Origin of the sequence: Haloplanus sp. GDY1, assembly GCF_023703775.1 — an archaeon.
GTDB lineage: Archaea > Halobacteriota > Halobacteria > Halobacteriales > Haloferacaceae > Haloplanus > Haloplanus halophilus.
The window spans coordinates 1,850,380-1,873,243 of record NZ_CP098514.1 but is presented as its reverse complement, the minus strand read 5'-3'; the positions used below and the strand labels follow the sequence as shown (position 1 = coordinate 1,873,243).

The window sequence follows — 22,864 nt, the reverse complement described above, 5'->3', positions numbered from 1 at the left end:
CATGACCGTCGTCGCACTGCTGAGCGTCGCACCGGTACGGGAAGGGAGCATGGCCGACGACGTGGCCGACGCGGTGGCCGCGTTGGAGGACTTCGACGTGAGCTACGAGACGAACCCGATGGGGACGGTGATCGAGAGCGACGACGTGGGCACGCTCTTTGCCGCCTGTGAGGCCGCGCACCGGGCCGTCGAGGCCGACCGGGTGAGTACGGTCCTGAAGATCGACGACAAGCGGGCGAGCGACGCCCCTGCGGCGGCGAAAGTCGCGGGCGTCGAGGACGCGCTGGGGCGGCCGGCCCGTGGCGACCGGGAGTGATCAGGCGATGCCCGCCGCCTGCCCGTTGAAGGCGAGATAGAGCGAAAAGACCGTCACGAGGACGGCGATCACCATCTCCAGATAGAGGACGGCCTTCCCCCACCGGTACCAGTCGTCGTACTCGGCGTCGGCCTCGCTCATCAGTCGTCACCTCCCGTGGCCGTCGGGCTCTTGCTGCCAAGCCAGCGCCTGGCGGAGCCGATGCCGTGTTCCCGGGGGTCCTCCTCGTAGCGCATCGCCCAGACGTAAAACAGCATGAACGGGACGAAGAAGACGAGCGCGACGACGGCGTAGCCCACGTGGATGTTCGGGACGTAGCCGTAGACGAGGGGGTAGACGATGCCGCCGGAGGTGGAGATGCCGCCGATGAAGCCCGAGGCCGTTCCGGGACGGTCCTCGAACAGGACGGGCACGATGGCGAAGACGCCGCCGGTGCCGAAGCTGACGGTGATCCCGAAGATCGCGAGGACGACGACGGAGGCCGGGAGCAGCCCCGCCAGACCGACGAGCGTCAGCGCGACCATCGCGAGCGTGATGAGGATGAGTGCGGTCATCAGCCAGTGGACGCGCGGCGAGTACTCCTGCGTCGTCGAGAGCATCGGGTAGGGCGTCCACCCCTTGCGCTGCCAGAGGTCGGACATGTACCCCGAGAAGGGACGGAACAGCGAGGCGTTGAACGACTGGACGGCCGCGAAGGTGCCGGCGGCGGTCTGGATGGCCGCGGTGCCGGTAAAGCCCAGGTCGGCGATGGCGCCGTCGAAGCCCTCGGCGTAGTAGCTCGGCAGCCAGGAGTTCATCGCGATTTCGAGGCCGAAGGACATGGCGTAGCCGAGCATCAGGGCGATGGCGGCGAAGCGCGTCCACACGAACAGCGTGTCGCCCAGCGAGGTGTTGGCCTTCGCCGCCTCGGCGGTCGCCCGGTCCTTCGCGGGCTGGCCCCGCCACTTGTAGACGACGGCGATGGCCAGCGCGACGATCCCCAGGTGCAGGAACGCGTCCGAGAAGTTGGTGCCGTACAGCCGGGGCAGGAGGAGCGCCCCGACGCCGGCGCCGACGTTGCCGGTGCCGGCGTACAGCCCCTCGGCGGTCCCGATCTCGTGTTCGTCGAACCACTGGGCGACGTGCTGGATGCCGACGACGAAGCTGATGCCCGCGGAGGCGACGACCATGCGCTCGACGAACAGGACCTCGAAGTCGGAGAGAAAGCCGATCCCCGAGGCGGACGCGGAGAGGATGCTGACGACGCCGGAGTACGCGAGGATGATCGTGAAGACGTTGTGGGCGCCGAGGCGGTCGGCGGCCCACCCCGCGAGCACGCGCCCGGGCGGTGCGAGCCAGATGGCCGAACTCGCGAGCAGGGCGAGCTGGCCGGTGGTGAGGCCGTAGAACTCGCCGATGCTGGGGCTGAAGGCGGCGGTCGAGAACCACATCAGGAACGCCCAGAAGAAGGCGACCGTCGCCAGGATCAGTTGCTCGATCTTGTTCGTCATGGGCGCTGGGGCGGCCGCTCACGCTCGAAGGCGGGCGTCGTCGACTCCGTCTCGGGGCGCGTGAGTCGCACCGCGCACTGCTTGAGGTTCGGTTCGTCGGAGCGCGGATCGGTCGCCGGATGCGTGAGGCCGTTCGTCGCCGGGTGGTGGATCGGCAGCCACACCACCCCCGGCGGGATGGCGTCGTCGGGGGCGATCCGCGCGATCGCGCTCCCCCGTCGCGACTCGATCCGGGCGTGGAGTTCGTCCGCCTCGTTGGGTTCGACCGCGCCGCGTCGCTCGGCGACGGTGTCCGGGTGTAGCCGCGCGACGAGGGTGCCGGGGTCCTCCGGCGAGGGACGCGAGCGAACCCCCGTGTTGTAGCCGTCGGCCTCGCGGGCGGTCGTCAGGGTGAGCGGGTAGTCGTCGTCGGGCGCCTCGGGGAGGGGGCGACCGGTGCCGGCGTCGAACCGCGCCCTCCCGGAGGGGGTCGGGAAGGACCAGTCGTCGTCCGTCCCGACGCTTCCCGACCCCTCGCCGTCGTAATATCGATACCCCGCGCTCGTCTCGGCGTCCGGCGCCGGCCAGCGAACCGCGAGTTCCTCGTCGAGGCGGTCGTAGTCGATCCCCGAGCAGTCGGCGTCGGTGCCGGCGGTCATGGCCGCGAACTCCGCGAACACCGACTCGGGGTCGGCCGGCCGGTCGAACAGGCCGTCGACGAGGACGTTCCCGAGCGTCGCGACGATGTCGAGGTCGGTCCGCACCCCGCGGGGCAGGTCGCTCGCGGGGCGGACCCGCGAGACGGTGCGCTCCATGTTGATCGCGGTGCCGTTCGACTCCCCCCACGTCGCCGCGGGCAACACCACGTCCGCGTGCTCGACCGTCTCGGTCCGGAAGGCGTCCTGCACGACGAGGAAGGCGTCGTCGAGGCGGTCGGCCACGTCCGTGGCGTCGGGCATCCCCGCGACGGGGTTGGTGGCGACGGCGTACACCGCCTCGACCGGCCCGGTCTCGATGGCGTCGATCGTGCCGACGGGTCCGGGACCGGTGTCGTCGGGGAGGCGGTCGACCGGGACGTCCCACGTCTCGGCGACGAAGGCGCGTTCGTCGGGGTCGTCGAAGTCGCGGTGGCCGGGCCAGGTCCCCTTCGAGGAGCAGACCCGGGTCCCCATCGAGTTGGCCTGTCCCGTGAGGGAGAAGGGACCGCTCCCGGGTCCCAGGTTCCCCGTGGCGAGACAGAGGTCGATCAGCGCGCCCGCGGTGTCGGTCCCTCGGACGCTCTGGTTGACGCCCATCCCCCAGTAGATCAGGGTGTCGTCCGCCAGCGTCTCGACCAGGCGGTCGACGGCCTCCATCGGGACGCCGGCGCGATCCGCCGCGACGGCCGGTTCGGGGAGGGCGGCGACCAGGTCGTCGAAACCGGCCGTCGCCGCCGCGACGAACGCCTCGTCGACGCCGCCCGTCTCGACGACCCGCGCGAGGACCGCGCGGGCGAGTTCGAGGTCACGCCCCGGGTCGACCTGCACGTGGCGGTCGGCCGCCCCGGCGGTCTTCGTCCGCACGGGGTCGACGACGGTCAGTTCGCCGCCGCCCTCGTCGGCACTGCCCGTGATCCAGCGACACATGACTGGGTGGGCGACCGCGGGGTTCGCCCCCCAGACCACGTGGTTGGTCGCCTCGGGGATGTCCTCGTAGGTCGGCGGCGGCGCGTCGCTGCCGAAGGCGTCGTAGTAGGCGGTCACCGCACTCGCCATGCAGAGCGTGGTGTTGGCGTCGTAGTAGCGCGTGCCGATGCCGCCGCGGGCGAGTTTGCCGAGGGCGTAGGCCGCCTCGTTGGTCTGCTGGCCGCTCCCGAGGACCGCGACGGCGTCGGGGGAGACGTCCATCGCCTCCCCGAGTCCACGCTGGGCCTCGAACAGCGCCGTGTCCCACGTGGTCTTCCGCAGGTCGCCGTCACGGCGGACCATCGGCCGCGTGAGCCACTCCCCCTCCGGGTCGGCCGTCTCCTCGATGCCACGCGAACACGCCATCCCGCGGTTCACGGGGTGGTTCGCGTTCCCGCGCACGGCGTCGACGCCGTAGCCGATGTCGACGCCCCGCTGGATCAGTCCACACCCGACCGCACAGCGCATACACGTCGTGGGTACCGGATCGGTCATCCCGCCCTCCGACGCGTCCAGCCGCCACTACGGTGCCAACAACTCCTAGCTCTCCCGCGTATCTCTCCCCGAATAGTCAGAATCATGGCCATATAACTCCCGTATGAGTTGCAGTTCCGGAGAACCGTGGACATTCGCGAGACAAAAGTGTTGTGTGATCATACGTCTATACTCTTGGACAATATCGAAACAATACTAGGAAATATCCCGCCCTAATACGAGCATGTCGCTATCGATCACGATATCGTGGTCGTTCGTCGCTCCGAGGATCCCCGAGCGGAACCGGCGCGGCACCGACAACCCATTTAACCGATAGCGCCCAAGCCGACCGCATGGAGAGTCTCAATCGGATGGCCGTCGAGCTGGTCGACGAAGCCATCGACTTCGCCGGCGAACTCAACGTCGACGTGACGGAACTCGACTCGGGGGCGACGGTGCTCGACTTCGGCGTCGCGGCCGCGGGGGGTCTGGAGGCCGGACTGCTGCTCGCCGAGATTCAGACCGCGGGGCTGGCGACGGTCCAGACCCGGATGGACGAGGTGGCGGGCACGCCGTTCCCCCACGTGGAACTGACGACCGACAAGCCGGCGCTCGCGCTGCTCTGCTCGCAGAAGGCGGGGTGGGAACTCGTCGCCGAGGGAGTCGAGGGCCTCGGGTCGGGACCGGCGCGGGCGCTCGTGGGCGAGGAGGGTGAGTTCGAGGCGGTCGGCTACTACGACGAGTTCGACCTCACCGTCCTGACCGTCGAGGCGGCGACGCTGCCGGGCGACGCGGCGGCCGAGCAGGTGGCCGACCGCGCGGGCGTCGGGGTCAGCGGCGTGTTCCTGCCCACCTACCCCACGGGGTCGATGGCCGGGAGCGTCAGCGCCGCGGCACGCGCGCCCGAACTCGCGCTCTTTCGCCTGTTCGAACTCGGCTACGACCCGACGGACGTGGTGTCGGCGGCCGGGAGCGCCCCCGTCGCCCCCGTCAGCCGCGACGAGGACGTGGCGATGGGCCGGACCAACGACGCGCTGGCCTACGGCGGGCAGGTGTACCTGCAGGTCCGCGAGGACTTCGACCGGTTCGACGAGGTGCCCTCGACGGCCGCCGACGAGTACGACACGCCCTTCGAGCAGGTGTTCGAGGACGCCGACTGGGACTTCTACGAGGTGCCCGAGTCCGTGTTCGCGCCCGCGCAGGTGACCGTCGACGTGATCGACGGCCCGACCCACGCGCTCGGGGCGACGAACCACGACCTGCTGGCCGAGTCGTTCGGGCTGTGAAGTTCAAACCCGTCCCCCCCGCGCCCGAGACGTTCGCGTTCGTCTCCCGCGCCCAGGCGGCGGTCCCGCTGGTCCCCGGCGCCGAGGACGACTGCTGTGCCCGCCTGCTCGACCGCCTCGACCTTCCGGACCGCGACGCGGCGCGGACGTGGCTCACCTTCCTCCGCGCCCTCGAACTCGCCGAGGAGACGTCCTCGGGGTTCCGGCGGACGGACACGGAGGCGACGGTCGCGGGCTGTCGCGCCGCCCTCCTCGACCGGGTGTTCGCCGCCGAGGCCGTCCACGACGCGCTGGGGGGCGACCCGCTGACGGCCGCGGAGGCCTTCGCGACCGTCCGCGAGTCGGTGCCCGCGTGGGAGCGCCACGCGAACCCGTCGCGCTGGGAGTCGGTCTGGCGGGAGCGCGTCGCGGACCTGCTCTCGTGGCTGGTCCTGCTTGACGCCGCCGAACGGGTCGACGGCGGCGACGACCCCGCGTACGTGCGCCGCTGAGCGATACCGCGCCCGTTAACTCGCCGCGAGCACTACGGCCGGCGATGGCAGACGACTACGGCGGCGTCGTCGGCGCGTTCCCCTACGCCTTCCGGGCGAGCGACTCGCGGCTGTTCCGGTCTTACGTCGTCCTCGGCGGGTTGCTGACCCTCGCCGTCGGCCTGCTCTTCGTCACCGCGCTCGTGGCCGTCATCGCGAACACGACCGGCGGGGGCGGGACGCTGACGCTCTCGCGGTCCTTCTTCGCGGTCGTCGGCCTGTTCGTGGTCGTCCCGCTCGTCGCCCCCGTCCTGTTCGTGGCGCGTCGCCACCGGCGTGAAGGGGGCAGCGAGGGTCCCTACGACGCCGCCCTCGCGGCGACCGGCTACGTGTTCGTCCTGTCGCTGTACGTCGGCCTCGTCGCCTCGGTTCCCCCCGACCAGCAGACGACGCCGACCGGCGCGCTGGCGCCCCTGATCGCCGCGCTGTACGCCCTCCCGCAGGTCGCGGGCGTCGTCCCGCCGCTGGTCGCGGCGCTGTTCGTGCCGGTCTGCCACCGGCTGTTTCGCTAGGCGCTGGCGGTGCGGTAGGCACGGACGGCGTAGACGGCGGCGGTCAGCAGGGCGACGCCGCCGAGGGCCGTGAGGGCCGCGAGCGGTTCGGCGGCCGCGGCGCTGTCGCCCGCGTACGCGACGAGCGCGAAGGAGGGCGCCCGCCCCACCACGACGAGCGCGAGGAGCGTCCGGAGGCGCATCGTGGAGACGCCCGCGAGCGCACAGAGCAGGTCGTCGGGGAAGGTGGGGAGGAGAAAGAGCGCGAAGAGGGCGACCGGTCCGACGTCGTCGGCGACGGCGTCGAACCGGTCGACCGCGTCGGCGTCGAAGGTCCGCTCGACGAAGGGGCGGCCGTACCGCTCCGCGAGGACGAACGCGACGGCGCTTCCGACGGTGACGCCGACCATGCTGTAGACGAAACCGGGCCAGGTGCCGAACAGGTAGCCGCCGACGCCGCCGAGCGCCTGTCCCGGGATGGGCGCGGCGACGACCTGGAGCGCCTGCAGGCAGACGAACGCCAGGGGAGCGAGGGGGCCGAAGCGCTCGACGGTCCCGCGGATCCACGCCGGATCGGCGAGAAAGGGGGCGAACCGGCCGATCAGGACGGCACCGACGGCGAGCGCCGCGACGACGAGGAGTGCACGTCGGATCGCCCGCCGGCGCATCGCCGGGGACGCGAAGGGGTCGTCGATCACACCAGCAGGCTCGCGTTGACGAGGTACTTCCGGAGGAACTGTCCGGCCGTCGTCCGGCGTCCGCGGGCGGTGGTGCGCCCGGCGCGGACGGCGTCGAGGACGGCTCCGGCGGTGAGTGGGTCGGCGTCGTCGACGGTCAGTTCGGTGTACCCGCGACCGACCAGCGGCGCCTCGTGGGCGTCGCTCGCCCCGATGCCGGGGACGCCGTGTCGGCGGGCGAACGCGCGGGCCTGCCCGTTGCGGACGCCGAGGAGCGTGTGGGCGTTGTGCACCTCGACGGCGTCGGGGTCGGCGTCCTCGATGGCCGAGGCCGGGGCGCCGTGGCGCGAGCGCTGGAAGGGATGAGGGACGACGCTCACCCCGCCCAGCGAGCGGACGGCGTCGACGGTGACGGGGAGCGACCGGCCGGGGTCGGGCCGACTCTCGACGCCGAGGGCGAGGAGGTGGCCGTCGGCGGTCGACACCTCGACGCCGGGTACCGCCACGAGGCCGTAGTCGGGGGCGCGCTCGACCGCCCGGAGCGACGCCTCGATGGCGTCGTGGTCGGTGACGGCGAGGGCGTCCAGTCCGACGCTCGCCGCGCGGTCGAGCAGGCGGTCGACCGTCGCGTCGGCGTCGTAGGAGGCCGTCGAGTGGACGTGCGGGTCGAACCTGACCGCGTCGGTCATATCGCGCCGAACTCGATGGCGAGACAGAGGGCGACGGCGACGGCGCCGAACCCGGCCACCAGCCAGTGTCCCACGTCGGTCTTGTACGCGTGATACTGGGAGGTCATCAGCGGGCAGACGAGGAGGATCGAGAGGCCGGCGAGCCAGCCGTTCCACGGATCGACGAGCCTGATCAGGAAGTAGTTCGCCAGGACGACCACGTTGGTGTGGACGACGGTGGTGCCGACGTAGTAGCTCGTATCGTCCTCGGAGCCGAACCCCTCGGCCGTGTGGCGAACCAGCCGCAGGCCGCCGAACATCAGGAGGACGAAGCCGACGACCACGCTCGCGACCGGGTGTGGCGCCATCGTGTAGTGATAGAGCAACGCGCCGGAGACGAGGTAGACGAACACGTCGATGAAGGAGTCGATTCCCCGGCCGAACCGGGAGCTTTCGCCGGTCCACCGCGCGTAGAACCCGTCGAGTTTGTCGAAGCCGAACCCCGCGAGCGTCGCCAGGATCGCCCAGTTCGGCTCGCCGCGCAGGAACAGGACGCCGCCGACCCAGGCACAGAACAGCGCCCCGAGACTCAGCCAGTCGGCGCCGCCGAGCCGCGCGACCATGTTGCCGTCGCGCGAGGATTCGATCATCCGGGTCGCCCGCCCGTCGAGTCCGTCGATCACACCCCGTATCGTGGAGAGCCCCTTGTCCGTCATTGCGCCTCTACCCCCACGGTGTAGCGGCTACGGATTAAATTTTAGGGAACAAATGTATAATATAAAGTCAAATATATACTCACCTCCCGGTATATATCTCTCAGTTGCCGTCGGGAAGCGGGCGTCGTCGTCGCCGTTCTAGGCCCCACAGGCGGTCGTAGGCGTGGCGGGCCACCCGCCTGAAGCCCTGGGCCTCGAAGGTCCACTGCGAGGGGCGATTGTCGACGGCGACGAGCGCGGCGGCGTCGTCCGCCCCCCGGTCGGCGGCGTGGGCCTTCGCGGCGTCGACGAGGCCCGTGGCGATGCCACGGCGGCGGTGGTCCGGGTCGACGTAGAGCCGCCGGACGTAGCCGCCGTCGAACGCCAGTTCGGTTCCGAGTTCCGGCACCGGTACCGTCGCGTCGACGCTCACGAACAGGTAGCCGACGACGCCACCGTCGGCGGCGACGAGGGCCGTCTCGCCGTCGACGAGTTCGTCGGTCGGCACGGACTCGGGGACTGCGGCGGGGTCGGCCGGCCGTATCGAGGCGCCGTCGGGCGACGACGCCTCGTAGCCCGCGGGGACGGGCGCCCGGTACTCGTCGAGGCGACTCACCGTGACGCCCGCGTCGTCGAGGCGAGCGTGGAGCCGTTTGCCGAAGCGGTTGCGCGTCACCCGCCAGAGCGGAAGCATCGCGTCGCAGTCGACCCGCGACCGACATAGACCTCCCGCCGTGACGAAACGCCGAAACCCGTCGACCGCCTACCCCCGCACATGACCGACGAGAAGACGGGGACCTTCCTCGTGACGGCCGCCGACGGCGACGCGGCCGTCCTGACCGACGTCGACGACGGGCAGGTCCACACGCTGGCGACGAACCCGGACGTGACGGTCGGCGAGGCCATCGAGGGAACGGTCGTCCCGGAACCGCCGCTGGAGGTGGCGTGGCGGCTGGATGAGGTGACGGAGCGCTGGACGATCAGCGTCGAGGAGAGCGCGGAGGCGCCGACGACGCTCGCCCGCGAAATCGCCGGCGAGCAGGCGGTCGGCGAACTCACCCGACGCGAGCGCGCGGGGACGGGCGAACTCCACGTCCTCACGGTGTCCGAGGGGGAGACGGACGCCGCCGTCGCGGACGTCCTCGACGACGAGGAGGGCCTCCGGTCGCGTGCGGCCCGCCTCGGCGTCGCCCGGGTGGTCGTGCGGTCGGAACCGGGCGTGGTCTCTGTGCGCTATCTCCCCTAACCCGTCCGCGGCGGCGCCACCTCGGCCAGGAAGCGCCGCACGGTGGCGGCGACGCGCTCGGGGGATTCCGCCGGCCCGCCGTGACCGATGCCCTCGAACTCGACGAGACGGCCGCTCGGGAGGGCCTCGTTGACCGCACGGACGCTCTCACGGAGGTGTTCGGGTCCCTCGCTCCCGGTCAGGAGGAGCGTCGGCGCGCCGACGTCGAGCGAGTCGGGGAGCGGTTGCTCCTCGATGGCGCGGTTCATCCGAAGCGTGTTCTCGACGTGTTCCACCGGGGCGGGCCAGGGCGGCCACCCGTCGAGCCACGCGTCCAGGTCGTCGATCTCCCCGCCGTGGATCACCTCGCGGACGTGGAGTCGTGCCGCCTCGCGGGGCTCGCCGGCGTCGAGTCGCGCCGCCATCCGGGCCGCCAGGTCGGCCTCCTTCCGGTACTCGTCGACGAGGTAGGCGGGCTCGTAGGCCACGACCCCCGCCACGGGTTCGACGCGGGCGGCCTCGACGGCCATGCGGCCGCCGAAGGAGTGCCCGAACAGCACCGGCTCACCCTCGACCGCGTCGATCAGCGCCCGGACGTCCGCCACCTCGCGATCGATGCCGTACGCCTCGCGGTCGCCGCTCTCCCCGCGGCCGCGGCGGTCCGGCGTGAAGACCGCGTAGTCGTCCGCGAACTCGGGGACGACCGGGTCCCAGTACCGCCGAGTCAGCCCACCGTGGAGGAGGAGCAGCGGCCGTCCGTCGCCGTGTCGTTCGTACGCGATGCGCGTGCCGTCGGCCGACGTTACGGTTCGCATGACCGGCCGGAGGTGGGTGACCGCCCCCGGAAAGTCCCACTCTCAGTCGTGGCGTCCTTTATCCGGAAGGGGTGGCCACGTCGGCGCGACGGTCGTCTCGACGAGGTGAGTCTGGGCGCGCCGCAGCCGTTCCGAGAGCGCCGAGGCGGTGATCCCGAGTTCCGCCGCCACGTCGTCGAGCGAGGCGTCGCGCGGAATCTCGAAGTAGCCCATCCCGTAGGCGGCCCGGAGCGCCTCGCGCTGCGGGTCGGTCAACCCGTCGCCCGGCGCCTCGGGGTCGCCGTCACGCGTGAGCCGGCGCAGGCGGAACCCGTCGTTTCTGGTCCAGAAGCGCCGGAACTCGTCGAAAGCCGCCCGGTCGGCGAACCAGGTCGACTGGGTCCACCCCGTCGGCGTGACGCGGATGCGCTCGACGATGGCGTCCGCCCTCGCCAGCGCCCGGAGGTCGTCCAGGTCGTCGAGGTGGGCCCCGAGTTGTGCCTCCATCCCGACGGCCGGCCTGACCTTGTACCGGCACGTCTCGCCCGCCCGGCCGACGCGGACGTACCGGTCCACGAACGGCGAGGAGGCGAGGGCGCGCTCCACCGCGGACGGCGACTCGTGCGTCGCGTGGACGAGAAACGGGGGTCGGTCGCCGTGGTTGAACTGGATCTCCACCTCGAGCGTCGCGTTCGGGACGGCCGCGGCGACGTCGACGAGTGGCAACCCCTCGCAAGGGAGTTCGTATTCGGCGACGAGGCCCATGGGATGCCGGTCGACGGGGCCGATAATGGGCGTGTCGGTGCGGCGGCCCCGCGGAGCGAGCGCCCCCCGACGGACATAAGAAGGCTTAGTAGGCGTCGGGCTGGACCGGCGGGCATGGTAGCGTTCGAAGTACCGGAGGTGGACTACACCCGGTACACGAATCGCCAGCTCGCCGCCGTACCCCTCGCGATACTCGCCGTCGCCCTCCTGATCATCTCGGGGTGGTACGTCGCGACCGGCGCGCCTGTCGATCCAGGCCTCGATTTCACCGGCGGCGCGGAGATACGCGTCGCGGTCGACGCACCGGACGGCCAGGCACGCGAACGCATCCAGCAGGCGTTCGATCCGGATCCCGAATCGATCCGGAGCGTGCCCACCGACGACACGTACATCCTGACCTTCCAGACCGACGAGGCGGGGGTGTCGACGCTCGAGGAGCAGGCGCGGGCGGCGGGATTCGACGTGGAGTCGAGCTACACGGTCTCCGCGAACTTCGGGTCGCGCACCCAGCAGCTCGCGCTCGGCGGCGTCGCCTTCGCCTTCTTCGGGATGAGCGCCCTGGTCTTCCTGATGTTCCGGACGTTCGTCCCCTCCATCGCCGTGGTCGTCTCCGCCTTCTCCGACATCGTGATCCCGGTGGCGCTGATGAACGTCCTCGGCATCGAACTCACGCTCGGCACCGTCGCCGCCCTCCTGATGATCATCGGGTACAGCGTCGACTCCGACATCCTGCTCAACAACCACATCCTCAGACGGTCGGGCGGGTTCTACGAGTCGACCCACCGCGCCATGCGGACCGGCGTGACCATGACGCTCACGTCGCTTGCCGCGATGGCCGTCATGACCGTCGTGGCGACGCTGTTCGGAATCCAGCTGCTCGCCGCCATCGGGACGGTCCTCGTCTTCGGTCTCGCGACCGACCTGATGAACACCTACATGCTCAACCTCAGCCTGCTGCGCTGGTACAAGTACGAGGGGGTGGGTAACTGATGGGGGCGATCCGTGACAACTGGCGGGTCATCCTGCTCGTGGTCGTCCTCTGTGCGAGCCTCTTCGCGCTGTTCTCGCCGACGATGGCGGCGGACGACGGCACCGACGCGCCGGGGCTGGCGAGTAGCGGCGTGACCAACCTCCAGTACGGCCTCCAGCTCTCGGGTGGGACCCGCATCCGCGCTCCGCTGGTCGGCGTCACCGCCGAGGAGGTCGAGTTCGACGGCACCGACCCGCCCGAGGTCGAACGCAACGTGGCGACGCAACTGGAGAACGTGACCGTCGCCGACGTGACCGTTCGGCGGCAGACCCAGACCGCCGGGACGGTCGAGGTGACCGCCAGCGGCGTCACGTCCCAGGAACTCGGGAACGCCCTCGACGCCGCGGGCTACGCCTACGGGACGACCCGCGAGGGCGTCACCGAGGCGACGCGACAACAGACCATCGACATCCTCTCGAACAAGATCAACGAGGCGGGGCTCTCCGGCGGAACGGTCCAGCAGATCACCACCCCGACGGGCGAGTACTACATCCTCATCGAGGTGCCCGACGAGAGCCGCCAGGAGGTCGTGGACCTGGTGAACCAGCGCGGGAACGTCCGCGTCGACACCTACTACCCGACGGACAACGGCACCTACCAGCAGACGACCGTACTGGAACGGAACGACTTCCAGAGCATCGGGAACGCCCAGCAGGGCGGCGAGGGCCAGTTGCCCAACGTCCCGGTCGTGGTTCGGGAGAGCGTGGCCCCGCAGTTCCAGGAGCGGATGATCCAGACGGGACTCGCCCAGCGGGGCGGCACGCGGTGTAGCTACGCCACCTCGCCGAACGGCACCGACGCGTGCCTGCTCCTGATCGTCGACGGACAGGTCGTCAACTCCTTCGGCATGAGTCCGGGGCTGGCGAGCGACATGCGGTCCGGCGACTGGGCACAGGACCCCCGGTTCGTCCTCCAGACGCGGAACTTCAGCGAGGCCCGAGAGGTCGCGATCAACCTGCGCGCCGGCGCGCTCCCCGCTTCCCTCGACATCGGCCCGGACGGCGAGGGCACCTCGTCGTACATCGCGCCGAGTCAGGGGGCGGAGTTCCGCACGGACTCGCTGCTGACGGGGATCATCGCCGTCTTCGCCGTCGCGGGCGTCGTCTTCCTGCGCTACGGCGCCGCCGAGGTGGCGGTGCCGATGATCGTCACCGCGCTCTCTGAGGTGGTGATCCTGCTCGGCTTCGCGGCCGGCATCGGCTACCCGCTCGACCTCTCGGTGATCGCCGGGTTCATCGCCGTCATCGGGACGGGGGTGGACGACCTCATCATCATCGCCGACGAGGTGATGGCCGAGGGCGACGTGAACAGTCGCCGCGTCTTCCAGTCCCGGTTCAGGAAGGCGTTCTGGGTCATCGGCGCGGCCGCTGCGACGACCATCATCGCCATGAGTCCGCTCGCGGTGCTCTCGCTCGGCGACCTGCAGGGCTTCGCCATCTTCACCATCCTCGGCGTCGTCGTGGGCGTCCTCCTCACCCGGCCGGCCTACGGTGACATCCTGCGGGCGCTGCTGACGCGGTAGGCCGACCCGCCCTCCTCTCAGAAGTCCGCCAGCGACGACTGCTCGGCCGCCGCGAGCACGTCGTCGCACGTCGCCCACGACGCGCGGGCACACGCCGGCAGGTGGCCGTGTTCGTCGACGTAGTCGGCCAGAAACCGCCGCGTGCGGTCGTCGCTCGGGTAGCCGCTGCCGACGTCGCCGTACGCGTCGGTCAGCGCCTCGATCCGGGCGTCCCGCTCCACCTTGGCGACGACGCTCGCCGCCGCGACGTGGGCGTGGCGCTCGTCCGCGCGGTGTTCGGCGCGCATCCCCACGTCGGCGTCGAGGGCGTCCCGGACGCGCCGGCCGAAGCGGTCGGCGTCGACGTCGCCCGCGTCGACGACGACGGCGTCGTCGTCTCCGGCCACCGCCCCGACCGCCTCGGCCTGGGCGGCGACGGTCAGGCCGTTCATGTCCGTCTCGGGGTCGTCGATGCGGGCGGGCGTCACGACGCCGACGCCCACGGCCACGGCGTCGTCGGCACGGAGGGCGGCCGCCAGGTCGGCCCGCCGGTCGGCCGTCAGTCGCTTCGAGTCGTCCACCCCCGGTGGAATCGCGTCGGCCGGCGCCCGGACCGCCGCCGCGACCATCGGCCCGAGCACCGGTCCCTTCCCCGCCTCGTCGGCACCGATCACCATACCGGGGGGTGGACGGACGGCGTCAAAGCCGTTTGGGTCGGTCAGTCGTCCGCCGGCGGCGTCAGCGTCGGCGTCGCGGCCGCGTCCGCCTCGTCCTCGTCGGCCTCGCTCGTCCGGCGCTCCGCGAGCAGTTCGATCGGCGTGTGGTGGTGGCACATGCTGAATCCCCACGAATCGAACGGACCCGAACGGATAAGCGTTGGGCCGCGACCCGCTCGTCCCGGCGCGCTCGCCGGCCGTCGTCTCGACACGTGAGAACACACCCCAAACTTTATTTCAGAAACTGGACTATCTCGACGGCGCATGGCTACCACGTACGGAGCACTCGCGCTCGCGCCGCCGTTGCTGGCGATCGTGCTCGCGATGACCACGCGACAGGTGCTCGTGTCGCTGTTCGCCGGCGTGTGGGTCGGGGCACTGATCGTCGCCGGCTGGAACCCCATCGCGGCCACGGCGCTCACGATGGATTGGCTCGTGGAGGTGGTCCGGTCGCCGTTCGACACGAAGTTCATCCTCCTGATCATGTTCATGGGGGCGGGGGCCGCCTTCATCTACCGCTCGGGCGGGATCCTGGCGCTGGAGCGCTGGATCGGCGACCGGGTGGACAGCGCCCGCGAATCACAGATCCTCACCTGGCTCATCGGCGTGTTCATCTTCTTCGACTCCTACACCAGCACCGTCGTCACGGGGAACGCGACGCGGGAGCTCTCCCAGGAGAACCGCTCCTCGCGGGAGATGCACGCCTACGTCCTCGACTCGACGACGTCGCCGGTGACGACGTTCGGCCCCGTCTCGAACTGGATCGGCTACCAGGTGTCGATGGTGATCGCCGGCTTCGGTGCTCTCGATGTCACCCTCTCGGAACTCGGCACGACCGCCTTCGGCCTGTTCCTGCAGAGCATCCCGTGGAACATCTACTGCTTCATGGCCTTCTTCATGGTCGGGTTCATCGCGATCACCCAGCGGTTCTTCGGCCCGATGCTCGACGCGGAGTGGCGCGCCCGGAAGACGGGACGGACCATCCGCGAGGACGCGACGCCGCTCTCGGACGTGTCCCAGGACGTCGGCGAACCGAGCGAGAAGAACCCCACGCTCGTGAACTTCTTCGTGCCCATCCTCGTCCTGCTCGTCGTGGGCCTCGTCTCGATGTGGTGGCTCGGCGGCGGCTACCAGCCCGACGTCGATATCGCCACCGCGTTCCAGGAGACCGACGTGGCGCTCGGCCTGCTGTACGGGGCCTTCGCGTTCATGCTGACCGGCTTCGTCGGCGCGCTCGGGTTCCGGACGATGGACCTCGAAACGGCGAGCGAGACGATCATCGACGGCTTCAAGACGATGAACATCGCCATCGCGATCATCGTCCTCGCGTGGTCCATCGGCCTCGCGGCCGAGCGGGTGGGGACGGCGCAGTTCATCGTCGACACGATGGTCGGGAGCGGTCTCCCCGGGAGCTTCCTGCCGCTCATCGTCTTCGTCGCCGCCATGCTGATCGCGTTCACGACGGGTACCTCCTGGGGGACGATGGCCATTCTGACGCCGCTGGCCATCCCGCTGGGCTACGAACTGGTCGGCCCCTCCATCCTCCCGGTGCTGATCGGCGTGCTGTTCGGCGGCGCCATCTGGGGGGATCACAGTTCGCCGATCAGCGACACCACGGTCATGTCCTCCATCTTCGCCGGCTCGGACCACATCGACCACGTCAACACGCAGGTCCCGTTCGCGGGGACGGCCGCCGGGGTCACCGTCGTCGTCCTCCTCCTCTACGGGGTCGGCCTGCAGTCGCCCTACGTCGCCCTGCCCCTCGCCTTCGTCCTCACCGCCGTCGCGGTGGTCGTGCTCAACAAGGTGGACGCGAGACGCAAGGGCCTCCCGGAGGTGATGCCCTCGGCGGCGGCCATCGAGTCCGGAACCGTCGACGTCGAGGCGGTGGAGTCGGGAGAGGTCGACGGCAACAACGGCAGCCACGACTTCCTCTCGACCGTTCCGGTGGCGGCGGTGGTCGTCGTCGTCGGCTACCTCGCGCTCGTGTTCGCGTTCGCGACGCTCGGCGGCTGAACCGTCAGAGCCAACACGCCGTTCGGTACGGCCACGACGGCCGGCACCGCTCGCCGTCCCGACGCTGCGGGCTCACGAACCGAGCGACGGTAGCACGGGCGACCGGAAGCGGTGGCGGCGCAGGAGAGACCGCCACCACCGCCGGCGTCGTGAGGGGACGCTTGCGGGAGTCGATCCCGTCGTGTCAGAGGCACCTATCCCCCCGTTCCGACCGTGGCGCCATATAGTCAATAAATTAACGTTTTTGACGGGGATCACACCTCCACGCGGTCGGCGACCTACTCCGCCACGCGGTCGGCGAACCGCTCGCGGACCGTCCGGAGTTTGGGGCGGATCTGCACCTGGCAGTACGCCCGCTGGGGGTTGTTCGCGTAGTAGTCCTGGTGGTAGTCCTCGGCCGGGTAGAACGTCTCCAGGGGCTCGACTTCGGTGACGATGGGGTCGTCGTAGTCGTCGGCCAGGCGCTCGATGGTCGCCTCGGCGGTCGCTCGCTGCTCCTCGTCGTGGTAGAAGACGGCCGAGCGGTACTGCGAGCCGACGTCCGGCCCCTGGCGGTCCGTCGTCGTCGGGTCGTGGAGGGCGAAAAACACCTCCAGCAGGTCCGCGTAGCTCACCACGTCGGGGTCGTACTCGACCTGCACCGCCTCGGCGTGGCCGGTCGTCCCCGAACACACCTCCTCGTAGGTGGGGTCCGGGACGTCGCCGCCGCAGTAGCCGGAGGTGACGGCGTGGACGCCGGCGAGTTCCTCGAACGGCGCTTCGAGACACCAGAAACAGCCGCCCGCGAGCGTCGCGGTGGCGCGGTCGTCGGTCATGCCCTCCCGTAGGTGCCCGACGCCTATGTACGCAGCGCCTACAGGAAGTAGTCCTCGTCCTCGAAGGGTTCGGCCTCGCCCTCGACGGCCAGCACGTCGAGGTCGGTGACGCGGGCGCCGACACCCAGCAGTCCGGCCAGACTCGGCTCCGTCCGGTCGCCGTCGCCGGAGACGAGTTCCTTGATGTAGAGCCCGCCGGCGCCGTGAATCTCGACGGTGGCGTGCCGGGGGTCGTCGAGTTCGCCGGTCGCTTCGTACACCTCGCGGGTCCGGGTCAGGTTCGCCCGCCGGTGGTCGACCCGCTGGGGGGTGTACTGCTCGACCGTCGCCCCGTCGAGTTCGTCGAGGGCCGCGGCGAGGGCGTCGGCGTCGACCGGGCCGTCGAACTCGACGGCCGCGCGGTAGGTCTTGCTCGCGTCGAGTTCCTTCACCCGCTCGACCATCCCGTAGGTGGCCAGTCGGAGGCCGGTCACCTCGACGGCGCCGTCGGCGAAGGCGTTGACGTCCGCCTCCAGACGGTCGACGTCGACCCGGCGGCGACGCGGCTCCTTCACCTCGACGACGAAGGGTCGCCCGGTCCCGAGCATCCGGGCGTCGACGTCCTCGCGACCGGCGCCGTGAAACAGGGCGTCGACCCCGTCCATCACGTCCTCGACGACGGGGGCGATCAGCCCCTCGACGCTCCGGTCGTAGAGGTAGCCCGTCCCGTCGCAGTGCTCGCAGGGCTCGCGTCCCTGCCGGCCGCTCCCGTCGCACTCGCGGCAGGGCCACTCCGTCTGGGGGATGTCGCGTTCGAGTTTGCGGTACCGGCCGTAGACGAACGCGGAGTTGATCGTGGTCTCGACGCGGTCGCCCGCCACGTCGAGGACGAACTGCACGTGCGGTCGCTCGAAGTCCACCTCGGCGTCGGTGAGGCGGCCGATCCGCTTACCCACCTCGCGGTTGAACTCCATCTTGAACGGCTCGCCCGCCTCGGGGTCGGCCCCGACCTCCTCGCGGAGCAGGCGCTCGTTCTCTTCGATCAGCGGCGGCGTCCGGGTGCCGACCTGGTAGGTGTCGAACTCGACGGACTCGACGGCGTCGGCGGCGCGTTCCGCCCAGTCGTCGAACTCGTCACACCGGCCCTCGCACACCCAGCAGTCCGCCGTCTCGACGGGGTCGAAGTCGTCGTCGTCGTCGAGGGCGACGGCGACGCGCAGGGAGCGGCCGCGTTCGGCGTTGGTCAGCCCGAAGCTCCGGTCGGCGAAGACGCGCCCCAGACACGCGTCACACACCGGACCGGTCGACGCGAGTCGGCGCGCGTCGTCCAGGAGCGTCATATCCACGAAGGGAGCGGCGGGCGTAATTAAGTTACCATTCACACGGCGCCGACGAGCCACCAGCCCAGGGCGACGAGACCGCCGAGGGTCGCGGCGCCGAGCGCGGCGACCGCGACGCCGGTCCACCACAGGTACCGCCGGTCGGCCGCCGCCGAGGACGGATCCGCGATCCGGGCGTCGAGCAACCGCACGCTCCGCCTGTTGGCCTTCCAGTACGCGTCGAAGAGGTCGCCCAGAACCGGCACGGCGCCGACCGTCGCGTCGATCCAGAGGACGAGGGCGATCCGCGCCAGCGTCGCCCGGGGGACGCCGGTGCGGACGGCGACGCTCAGGACGTACGCCGAGAGGGCGGCGCCGACGGCGTCGCCGACGACGGGCAGGAGGCCGATCAGGGGTTCGACGCCGATCCGCCGGGTCGTCCCCGGGATCCGGATGGAGTCGTCGAGGAGGTGACTCAGGTCCCGGAGGCGCCGGAGGTCGGCCGCCACTCCGGGGTCGAGGTCGATGGGCTCCGCGTCCGACTCCTCGGGGACGGGCGCGGGCGACGGGGCGGTCGGCACGGCCGTCCGGAGGGCCGCGAGACCCAAAGCCTCCCGGGTCGGAACCGGAAAGGTTCTTGCCGGCGGCGCGCGCGACCCTCACCATGACGAGCGTCAAGGAGTTCCGCGTCGAGCGCGAGCCCACGGCGACGGCGACGGGTCGCGGGCGCTTCGCCTTCACCGACGACTACTCCGTCTTCGACTGGGGGCCGATGCCCGACACCATCCCGGAGAAGGGGCGGAGCCTCTGTACGATGGGCGCGTTCAACTTCGAACTGCTGGAGGAGGCTGGCGTCCCGACCCACTACCGCGGCGTCGGGCCGGACGCGTCCCCGCTGGCCGACGCCGACGAGGCGCCGCGCGAACTCGCCATCGAACTCGTGCAGGTGCCCGACCTGCCCTTCGCGGACGGCGCCTACGACTACGACGCCTTCCACGGGGCGGCGGGGGGGAACTACCTGATCCCGCTGGAGGTCGTCTTCCGGAACACGGTGCCCGTCGGGTCGAGCCTCCGGTCGCGGGGGGCGCCGCGCGACTACGGCCTCGACGCCGACGAGTGGCCCGACGACCCGGTCGACCTGCCCGACCCGGTCGTCGAGTTCTCGACGAAGTACGAGGAGCAGGATCGCTACCTCGACCGGGCGGAGGCCGAGCGGATCGCGGGCGCCGCCGACCTCGACGCGCTGGACGACCTGGCGCGGGCGGTGAACCGCGTCGTCACCGAGCGGGCGGCCGAGGCGGGGTTCGTCCACGAGGACGGCAAGATCGAGTGTTGCTACGTCGACGGCGAGATCCGGGTGGCGGACGTGGTCGGCACGTTCGACGAGAACCGCTTCGCCTACCGGGGCCAGGAGGTGTCCAAGGAGGTGGTGCGCCAGTACTACAAGCGCGCCCACCCGGAGTGGGTCGAGGCGGTGAGCGAGGCGAAGGCCGCGGCGGACCGACGGGGGGTCGCCGACTGGCGGACGCTCTGTGACGTGGATCCGGACCCGCTCCCGGCCGACGTGATCGCGGCGGTCGCCGACCTGTACGCGGCGGGCGCCAACGCCTACACCGGGACGGCGTGGTTCGACGCGCCGGACGTCGACGCGGCGGTCGACGCGGTTCGCGACCTGTAGCCCGCGGCGACGACTCCAAAACGGCTTTTGCGCCCGGCCACCGACGGTCGAGCGATGACGGCATACACCGCGACGGTCACGGTGCGACTCAAGCGGGGCGTCCTCGATCCCGAGGCCGAGACGACCCAGCGCGCGCTCGAACGACTCGGGTTCGAACTCGACGACCTCCGGTCTGCCGACCGGTTCGAGATCGACCTCGACGCGGCGTCGGCGGAGGAGGCCGCCGACCGCGCCGACGAGATGGCCGAGCGCCTGCTGGCGAACCCGACCATCCACGACTACGAGGTCGAGGTCGCGGACCGATGACGGTCGCGGTGATCCAGTTCGGCGGGAGCAACTGCGACCGCGACTCGGTGCGCGCGCTCTCCCACCTCGGCATCGACGCCGAGCGCGTCTGGTACGAGGACGGCCTGCCCGACGACGCCACGGGCGTGATGCTCCCCGGCGGCTTCTCGTACGGCGACTACCTCCGCGCGGGCGTCATGGCCGCGCGAACCCCCGTCGTGGCGGCGGTGCGGGAGGCGGCGAGCGAGGGGGTGCCCGTCCTCGGCGTCTGCAACGGCGCCCAGATCGGGTGCGAGGCCGGCCTCACGCCCGGTGCGTTCACGGTCAACCGGAGCGCCCGCTTCCAGTGTGAGCGCGTCCACGTCCGCGTCGAGAACGCCGACACCCCGTGGACCCGCGCGTACGACGAGGGCGACGTGCTGGAACTGCCCATCGCCCACGGCGAGGGCCGCTTCGAGGCCGACGACGAGACGTACGACCGCCTCGTCGACGAGGACCGGATCCTCCTGCGGTACTGCGACGCCGACGGGACCGTCACCGACGACGCCAACCCCAACGGCTCGCGGGGGTCGGTGGCCGGCGTCCTCGGCGACCGGGAGACGGTGGCGGTGATGATGCCCCACCCCGAGCGGGCGACGCTCCCCGACCTCGACGGGACCGACGGCGCGGGGCTGTTGCGCGGCTTCGAAGCGGCGCTGGCGGCGGTGTAGCGGCGCCTACCGTTCGACGTCCACCGGCCGGTCGGTGCAGAGCCAGCCCTCGTCGCTGTCGATTTCGCGGATCAGGAACCACCCGTTCGGGTGGCGGAACGCCTCGCAGTCGACGCCGGTGTCGTCGTCGGGCCGTGGATCGGTGTGTGTCATGGGAACCCTCGGGGGGCGCCGCCACCTACGTCAGGACGAACCATGGGTACACGTCCCGTACCGACCGGCTAACGGGAGCGTAGCCGGCGACAGGGTCGGCCTGTCGGGCGTGGCGGCGGGACCGTTCGTCTCGGGCGGTATCGCCCTCACCGGCCCGCTCCCGGGAGCCTTTTACACCTCGCGGGCCACCCGACGGTATGGACGAATTCGACCTTGGCGTTCCCCGGCAGATTCTCGACTCGCTCCCCGAGGACGACGACGCGGCCCGACAGGACATGCAGCGGGCGGTCGCGGGGCTCGAAGCCCGGCTCAACGAGGCCGTCGACTCCGCGGACGACGAGCGCGAGGCCGCACAGGGCGTCGTCAGCGCCCTCGAACGCCTGGAGGACCAGCTCGAACAGTACGACGACTTCGTCCCCGAACTCCGCGCGTGGGGGCAGTCGCCCATCTACGCCATCGCGTGGCGGAACCTCCAGGCCGACCTCATCATGCAGATTCAGGAGGTCGGCTGGGTGGCCGAGCGCATCGACCGCGAGCGCAACTACCGGACCGTCGAGGACGGCATCCGCCTGCGCGACCGGTAGGGCGACGGCGACGCACCGTGTCACGTGACTTTTTAGGCGCGCGCTCCCAACGCCTGACATGGATCTGGAACTGCGGTTTTTCGCAACGTTCCGCGAGGCGGTCGGCCAGAAGACCCTCGAACGCGAGTTCGAGGACGGCGCGACCGTCGGCGAAGTGCTCCTGACGCTGGAATCGGCGTACGACGGCCTCGAAGGCAAGCTGATCGACGACGAGGGCGACCTGCAGCCGAACCTCAACATTCTGAAAAACGGCCGGGAGGTGCTCCACATGGAGGGCACCGAGACGACCCTGGAGGACGGCGACACTCTGTCGGTGTTCCCGCCGGTCGCCGGGGGCGCATGACCGACGACTGGGTGCGCCGGGAGCGCTCCTTCCGCGGCATCTCCAAGCGACTGGCGATCCAGTACCTCGAAACCCTCGGCGGGGAGCAGGTGGCCGACGACCGGGTCGAGGGCGACGACTGGGCGGCCGACCTCTCCGAACAGACCGTCGGCGTCGGGCCGTCGGTGTCGTTGACGCAGATCGACTTCGTGTTCGAGGGCGATCCGGAGACGCTCGATCCGCTCATCGAGAAGTTCGCACAGAAGGCGATGCGCGCGGGTGGCTGACGTGTCCGGCGCGTCGAACTCCCCCATCGACGGGCAGGTGTTCATGCTCGCGTCCGCGAAGGCGAGCGTCGGCCCCGGCCGGCTCTCCGATCTGCTGGAGACCGTCCAGGCCGACCTCCGCGGGCGGCTGGACACCTACCGCCGCGAGTTCGAGCGGGTGGCCGACGGCGACGGCCGCGAGGTGTTTCTCGTCCCGACGGACCACTGGGAGGACGTCGGCGACCGGCTCGGCCTCGACCGCCGGGGGATCGACGCGGTGGCGCGGACCCACGCCGAACAGCTCCGGCGGATCGGCTCCGACACCGGCCGCCGCGAGGAGTTCGAGACGGCACTGGAGATCCGCGAGGCCGTCGTCATCGGTCGGTGACGCCGCCGGGAACCGAAAGGTCGTTGCGGGTGCCCGATCCACGGGGTG

The 22,864-nt window shown here is 70.9% G+C and carries 29 protein-coding genes; 15 read left to right on the top strand and 14 right to left on the bottom strand.

The features are described from left to right. Position 1: 1 nt before the first annotated feature. Positions 2 to 316 (top strand): thiamine-binding protein, encoded by a 315-nt coding sequence (locus NBT67_RS10010; protein ID WP_251341579.1) that lies wholly within the window; start codon positions 2 to 4, stop codon positions 314 to 316. Here the strand turns inward: NBT67_RS10010 and NBT67_RS10005 are convergent, their stop codons facing one another. The 3 genes from NBT67_RS10005 to nasA are packed head-to-tail and all read right to left on the bottom strand — an operon-like array spanning position 317 to position 3,944. After that, positions 317 to 457 (bottom strand): hypothetical protein, encoded by a 141-nt coding sequence (locus tag NBT67_RS10005; protein ID WP_251341578.1) that lies wholly within the window; start codon positions 455 to 457, stop codon positions 317 to 319. It lies immediately after the preceding gene. Beyond that, positions 457 to 1,806: an MFS transporter gene (locus NBT67_RS10000; protein WP_251341577.1), complete on the bottom strand. Its 1,350-nt coding sequence runs from the start codon at positions 1,804 to 1,806 to the stop codon at positions 457 to 459. The genes NBT67_RS10005 and NBT67_RS10000 overlap by 1 nt, the downstream gene beginning before the upstream one ends. After that, on the bottom strand, positions 1,803 to 3,944 hold the full coding sequence (gene nasA, locus NBT67_RS09995; protein WP_251341576.1) for an assimilatory nitrate reductase NasA: 2,142 nt from the start codon (positions 3,942 to 3,944) through the stop codon (positions 1,803 to 1,805). Before nasA ends, NBT67_RS10000 begins: the two co-directional genes overlap by 4 nt. 332 nt (positions 3,945 to 4,276) lie before the next feature. Between nasA and mch the strand changes: the two genes are divergently transcribed. The 3 genes from mch to NBT67_RS09980 are packed head-to-tail and all read left to right on the top strand — an operon-like array spanning position 4,277 to position 6,251. Then, the gene (mch, locus tag NBT67_RS09990; RefSeq protein ID WP_251341575.1) at positions 4,277 to 5,209 is read left to right on the top strand and encodes a methenyltetrahydromethanopterin cyclohydrolase; all 933 of its coding nucleotides are present in this window, start codon (positions 4,277 to 4,279) and stop codon (positions 5,207 to 5,209) included. Continuing rightward, positions 5,206 to 5,700: a double winged helix-containing putative transcriptional regulator gene (locus tag NBT67_RS09985; protein ID WP_251341574.1), complete on the top strand. Its 495-nt coding sequence runs from the start codon at positions 5,206 to 5,208 to the stop codon at positions 5,698 to 5,700. Before mch ends, NBT67_RS09985 begins: the two co-directional genes overlap by 4 nt. Before the next feature lie 44 nt (positions 5,701 to 5,744). Then, complete coding sequence (locus tag NBT67_RS09980) at positions 5,745 to 6,251, top strand: DUF8056 family protein (RefSeq protein WP_251341573.1); 507 nt, start codon at positions 5,745 to 5,747, stop codon at positions 6,249 to 6,251. Here NBT67_RS09980 and NBT67_RS09975 read toward each other — a convergent pair. From NBT67_RS09975 to NBT67_RS09960, 4 genes are all read right to left on the bottom strand, one after another. After that, positions 6,248 to 6,898, bottom strand: a complete 651-nt coding sequence (locus tag NBT67_RS09975; protein ID WP_343218033.1) for a TVP38/TMEM64 family protein — start codon at positions 6,896 to 6,898, stop codon at positions 6,248 to 6,250. The genes NBT67_RS09980 and NBT67_RS09975 overlap by 4 nt on opposite strands. Before the next feature lie 26 nt (positions 6,899 to 6,924). Beyond that, complete coding sequence (locus NBT67_RS09970) at positions 6,925 to 7,596, bottom strand: CehA/McbA family metallohydrolase (protein WP_251341571.1); 672 nt, start codon at positions 7,594 to 7,596, stop codon at positions 6,925 to 6,927. Beyond that, positions 7,593 to 8,291 carry a CDP-alcohol phosphatidyltransferase family protein gene (locus NBT67_RS09965; RefSeq protein WP_251341570.1) on the bottom strand — a complete coding sequence of 233 codons (699 nt, stop codon included), beginning with the start codon at positions 8,289 to 8,291 and terminating at the stop codon, positions 7,593 to 7,595. Before NBT67_RS09965 ends, NBT67_RS09970 begins: the two co-directional genes overlap by 4 nt. 100 nt (positions 8,292 to 8,391) lie before the next feature. After that, positions 8,392 to 8,964, bottom strand: a complete 573-nt coding sequence (locus tag NBT67_RS09960; protein ID WP_251341569.1) for a GNAT family N-acetyltransferase — start codon at positions 8,962 to 8,964, stop codon at positions 8,392 to 8,394. 81 nt (positions 8,965 to 9,045) lie between these two features. Here NBT67_RS09960 and NBT67_RS09955 point away from each other — a divergent pair, with 81 nt between their 5' ends. Next, a complete protein-coding gene (locus NBT67_RS09955; protein WP_251341568.1) occupies positions 9,046 to 9,516 on the top strand; it encodes a DUF5812 family protein in 471 nt (156 codons plus the stop codon). On the opposite strand, the gene NBT67_RS09950 is transcribed toward NBT67_RS09955, so the two are convergent. After that, positions 9,513 to 10,310, bottom strand: a complete 798-nt coding sequence (locus tag NBT67_RS09950) for an alpha/beta fold hydrolase (protein ID WP_251341567.1) — start codon at positions 10,308 to 10,310, stop codon at positions 9,513 to 9,515. The two genes, NBT67_RS09955 and NBT67_RS09950, sit on opposite strands and share 4 nt — an antisense overlap. 42 nt (positions 10,311 to 10,352) lie before the next feature. Then, on the bottom strand, positions 10,353 to 11,054 hold the full coding sequence (locus NBT67_RS09945) for a helix-turn-helix domain-containing protein (RefSeq protein ID WP_251341566.1): 702 nt from the start codon (positions 11,052 to 11,054) through the stop codon (positions 10,353 to 10,355). 114 nt (positions 11,055 to 11,168) lie between these two features. Between NBT67_RS09945 and secF the strand changes: the two genes are divergently transcribed. Next, positions 11,169 to 12,044 carry a protein translocase subunit SecF gene (secF, locus tag NBT67_RS09940; protein ID WP_251341565.1) on the top strand — a complete coding sequence of 292 codons (876 nt, stop codon included), beginning with the start codon at positions 11,169 to 11,171 and terminating at the stop codon, positions 12,042 to 12,044. Beyond that, positions 12,044 to 13,606: a preprotein translocase subunit SecD gene (locus tag NBT67_RS09935; RefSeq protein WP_251341564.1), complete on the top strand. Its 1,563-nt coding sequence runs from the start codon at positions 12,044 to 12,046 to the stop codon at positions 13,604 to 13,606. The genes secF and NBT67_RS09935 overlap by 1 nt, the downstream gene beginning before the upstream one ends. Before the next feature lie 17 nt (positions 13,607 to 13,623). Here the strand turns inward: NBT67_RS09935 and rnhB are convergent, their stop codons facing one another. After that, entirely contained in the window at positions 13,624 to 14,262 is a 639-nt protein-coding gene (gene rnhB / locus NBT67_RS09930) for a ribonuclease HII (protein ID WP_251341563.1), read from the bottom strand. Between the two features lie 363 nt (positions 14,263 to 14,625). Between rnhB and NBT67_RS09925 the strand changes: the two genes are divergently transcribed. After that, positions 14,626 to 16,317 carry a Na+/H+ antiporter NhaC family protein gene (locus NBT67_RS09925; RefSeq protein WP_343218032.1) on the top strand — a complete coding sequence of 564 codons (1,692 nt, stop codon included), beginning with the start codon at positions 14,626 to 14,628 and terminating at the stop codon, positions 16,315 to 16,317. Positions 16,318 to 16,595: 278 nt separating this feature from the next. Here the strand turns inward: NBT67_RS09925 and msrA are convergent, their stop codons facing one another. From msrA to NBT67_RS09910, 3 genes are read right to left on the bottom strand one after another with little or no spacing between them, the layout of a single operon-like run. Beyond that, complete coding sequence (msrA, locus tag NBT67_RS09920; protein WP_251341561.1) at positions 16,596 to 17,132, bottom strand: peptide-methionine (S)-S-oxide reductase MsrA; 537 nt, start codon at positions 17,130 to 17,132, stop codon at positions 16,596 to 16,598. Positions 17,133 to 17,170: 38 nt separating this feature from the next. Continuing rightward, on the bottom strand, positions 17,171 to 18,451 hold the full coding sequence (locus NBT67_RS09915; RefSeq protein ID WP_251341560.1) for a tRNA pseudouridine(54/55) synthase Pus10: 1,281 nt from the start codon (positions 18,449 to 18,451) through the stop codon (positions 17,171 to 17,173). 38 nt (positions 18,452 to 18,489) lie between these two features. Beyond that, entirely contained in the window at positions 18,490 to 19,011 is a 522-nt protein-coding gene (locus tag NBT67_RS09910) for a DUF4112 domain-containing protein (protein WP_251341559.1), read from the bottom strand. A gap of 83 nt (positions 19,012 to 19,094) precedes the next feature. On the opposite strand from NBT67_RS09910, the gene NBT67_RS09905 reads away from it, so the two are divergent. Genes NBT67_RS09905 through purQ form a run of 3 tightly spaced genes read left to right on the top strand, consistent with a single transcriptional unit; the run spans position 19,095 to position 21,103 of the window. After that, positions 19,095 to 20,108: a phosphoribosylaminoimidazolesuccinocarboxamide synthase gene (locus NBT67_RS09905; RefSeq protein ID WP_251341558.1), complete on the top strand. Its 1,014-nt coding sequence runs from the start codon at positions 19,095 to 19,097 to the stop codon at positions 20,106 to 20,108. Positions 20,109 to 20,162: 54 nt separating this feature from the next. Next, a complete protein-coding gene (gene purS / locus NBT67_RS09900; protein ID WP_251341557.1) occupies positions 20,163 to 20,414 on the top strand; it encodes a phosphoribosylformylglycinamidine synthase subunit PurS in 252 nt (83 codons plus the stop codon). Next, positions 20,411 to 21,103, top strand: a complete 693-nt coding sequence (purQ, locus tag NBT67_RS09895) for a phosphoribosylformylglycinamidine synthase I (protein ID WP_251341556.1) — start codon at positions 20,411 to 20,413, stop codon at positions 21,101 to 21,103. Before purS ends, purQ begins: the two co-directional genes overlap by 4 nt. A 6-nt stretch (positions 21,104 to 21,109) precedes the next feature. Here purQ and NBT67_RS09890 read toward each other — a convergent pair whose 3' ends face one another. Next, positions 21,110 to 21,256, bottom strand: coding sequence for a hypothetical protein (locus NBT67_RS09890; RefSeq protein WP_251341555.1), 147 nt, complete (start codon positions 21,254 to 21,256; stop codon positions 21,110 to 21,112). A 197-nt stretch (positions 21,257 to 21,453) separates the two neighbouring features. Between NBT67_RS09890 and NBT67_RS09885 the strand changes: the two genes are divergently transcribed. Genes NBT67_RS09885 through NBT67_RS09870 form a run of 4 tightly spaced genes read left to right on the top strand, consistent with a single transcriptional unit; the run spans position 21,454 to position 22,816 of the window. Further along, a complete protein-coding gene (locus NBT67_RS09885) occupies positions 21,454 to 21,840 on the top strand; it encodes a DUF7971 family protein (protein ID WP_251341554.1) in 387 nt (128 codons plus the stop codon). A 58-nt stretch (positions 21,841 to 21,898) separates the two neighbouring features. Then, positions 21,899 to 22,183, top strand: a complete 285-nt coding sequence (locus NBT67_RS09880) for a ubiquitin-like small modifier protein 1 (protein WP_251341553.1) — start codon at positions 21,899 to 21,901, stop codon at positions 22,181 to 22,183. Further along, positions 22,180 to 22,449 (top strand): MoaD-like domain-containing protein, encoded by a 270-nt coding sequence (locus NBT67_RS09875; RefSeq protein WP_251341552.1) that lies wholly within the window; start codon positions 22,180 to 22,182, stop codon positions 22,447 to 22,449. Before NBT67_RS09880 ends, NBT67_RS09875 begins: the two co-directional genes overlap by 4 nt. Then, complete coding sequence (locus NBT67_RS09870; RefSeq protein ID WP_343218014.1) at positions 22,442 to 22,816, top strand: DUF8048 family protein; 375 nt, start codon at positions 22,442 to 22,444, stop codon at positions 22,814 to 22,816. The genes NBT67_RS09875 and NBT67_RS09870 overlap by 8 nt, the downstream gene beginning before the upstream one ends. The last annotated feature ends 48 nt before the right edge of the window (positions 22,817 to 22,864 follow it).

What these genes read in the sequence shown, in the direction of transcription:
- NBT67_RS09980 (WP_251341573.1), top strand. Translation starts at nt 5,745, where the DNA reads ATGGCAGACGACTACGGCGGCGTCGTCGGCGCGTTCCCCTACGCCTTC.
- NBT67_RS09880 (WP_251341553.1), top strand. Translation starts at nt 21,899, where the DNA reads ATGGATCTGGAACTGCGGTTTTTCGCAACGTTCCGCGAGGCGGTCGGC.
- NBT67_RS10010 (WP_251341579.1), top strand. Translation starts at nt 2, where the DNA reads ATGACCGTCGTCGCACTGCTGAGCGTCGCACCGGTACGGGAAGGGAGC.
- NBT67_RS09890 (WP_251341555.1), bottom strand. Translation starts at nt 21,256, where the DNA reads ATGACACACACCGATCCACGGCCCGACGACGACACCGGCGTCGACTGC.
- mch (WP_251341575.1), top strand. Translation starts at nt 4,277, where the DNA reads ATGGAGAGTCTCAATCGGATGGCCGTCGAGCTGGTCGACGAAGCCATC.
- NBT67_RS09950 (WP_251341567.1), bottom strand. Translation starts at nt 10,310, where the DNA reads ATGCGAACCGTAACGTCGGCCGACGGCACGCGCATCGCGTACGAACGA.
- NBT67_RS09935 (WP_251341564.1), top strand. Translation starts at nt 12,044, where the DNA reads ATGGGGGCGATCCGTGACAACTGGCGGGTCATCCTGCTCGTGGTCGTC.
- msrA (WP_251341561.1), bottom strand. Translation starts at nt 17,132, where the DNA reads ATGACCGACGACCGCGCCACCGCGACGCTCGCGGGCGGCTGTTTCTGG.
- NBT67_RS09955 (WP_251341568.1), top strand. Translation starts at nt 9,046, where the DNA reads ATGACCGACGAGAAGACGGGGACCTTCCTCGTGACGGCCGCCGACGGC.
- NBT67_RS09960 (WP_251341569.1), bottom strand. Translation starts at nt 8,964, where the DNA reads ATGCTTCCGCTCTGGCGGGTGACGCGCAACCGCTTCGGCAAACGGCTC.
- NBT67_RS09975 (WP_343218033.1), bottom strand. Translation starts at nt 6,898, where the DNA reads ATGCGCCGGCGGGCGATCCGACGTGCACTCCTCGTCGTCGCGGCGCTC.
- NBT67_RS09965 (WP_251341570.1), bottom strand. Translation starts at nt 8,291, where the DNA reads ATGACGGACAAGGGGCTCTCCACGATACGGGGTGTGATCGACGGACTC.
- NBT67_RS09970 (WP_251341571.1), bottom strand. Translation starts at nt 7,596, where the DNA reads ATGACCGACGCGGTCAGGTTCGACCCGCACGTCCACTCGACGGCCTCC.
- rnhB (WP_251341563.1), bottom strand. Translation starts at nt 14,262, where the DNA reads ATGGTGATCGGTGCCGACGAGGCGGGGAAGGGACCGGTGCTCGGGCCG.
- NBT67_RS09925 (WP_343218032.1), top strand. Translation starts at nt 14,626, where the DNA reads ATGACCACGCGACAGGTGCTCGTGTCGCTGTTCGCCGGCGTGTGGGTC.
- NBT67_RS09945 (WP_251341566.1), bottom strand. Translation starts at nt 11,054, where the DNA reads ATGGGCCTCGTCGCCGAATACGAACTCCCTTGCGAGGGGTTGCCACTC.
- NBT67_RS10005 (WP_251341578.1), bottom strand. Translation starts at nt 457, where the DNA reads ATGAGCGAGGCCGACGCCGAGTACGACGACTGGTACCGGTGGGGGAAG.
- NBT67_RS09885 (WP_251341554.1), top strand. Translation starts at nt 21,454, where the DNA reads ATGGACGAATTCGACCTTGGCGTTCCCCGGCAGATTCTCGACTCGCTC.
- NBT67_RS09915 (WP_251341560.1), bottom strand. Translation starts at nt 18,451, where the DNA reads ATGACGCTCCTGGACGACGCGCGCCGACTCGCGTCGACCGGTCCGGTG.
- secF (WP_251341565.1), top strand. Translation starts at nt 11,169, where the DNA reads ATGGTAGCGTTCGAAGTACCGGAGGTGGACTACACCCGGTACACGAAT.
- NBT67_RS09905 (WP_251341558.1), top strand. Translation starts at nt 19,095, where the DNA reads ATGACGAGCGTCAAGGAGTTCCGCGTCGAGCGCGAGCCCACGGCGACG.
- NBT67_RS09875 (WP_251341552.1), top strand. Translation starts at nt 22,180, where the DNA reads ATGACCGACGACTGGGTGCGCCGGGAGCGCTCCTTCCGCGGCATCTCC.
- NBT67_RS10000 (WP_251341577.1), bottom strand. Translation starts at nt 1,806, where the DNA reads ATGACGAACAAGATCGAGCAACTGATCCTGGCGACGGTCGCCTTCTTC.
- purQ (WP_251341556.1), top strand. Translation starts at nt 20,411, where the DNA reads ATGACGGTCGCGGTGATCCAGTTCGGCGGGAGCAACTGCGACCGCGAC.
- purS (WP_251341557.1), top strand. Translation starts at nt 20,163, where the DNA reads ATGACGGCATACACCGCGACGGTCACGGTGCGACTCAAGCGGGGCGTC.
- nasA (WP_251341576.1), bottom strand. Translation starts at nt 3,944, where the DNA reads ATGACCGATCCGGTACCCACGACGTGTATGCGCTGTGCGGTCGGGTGT.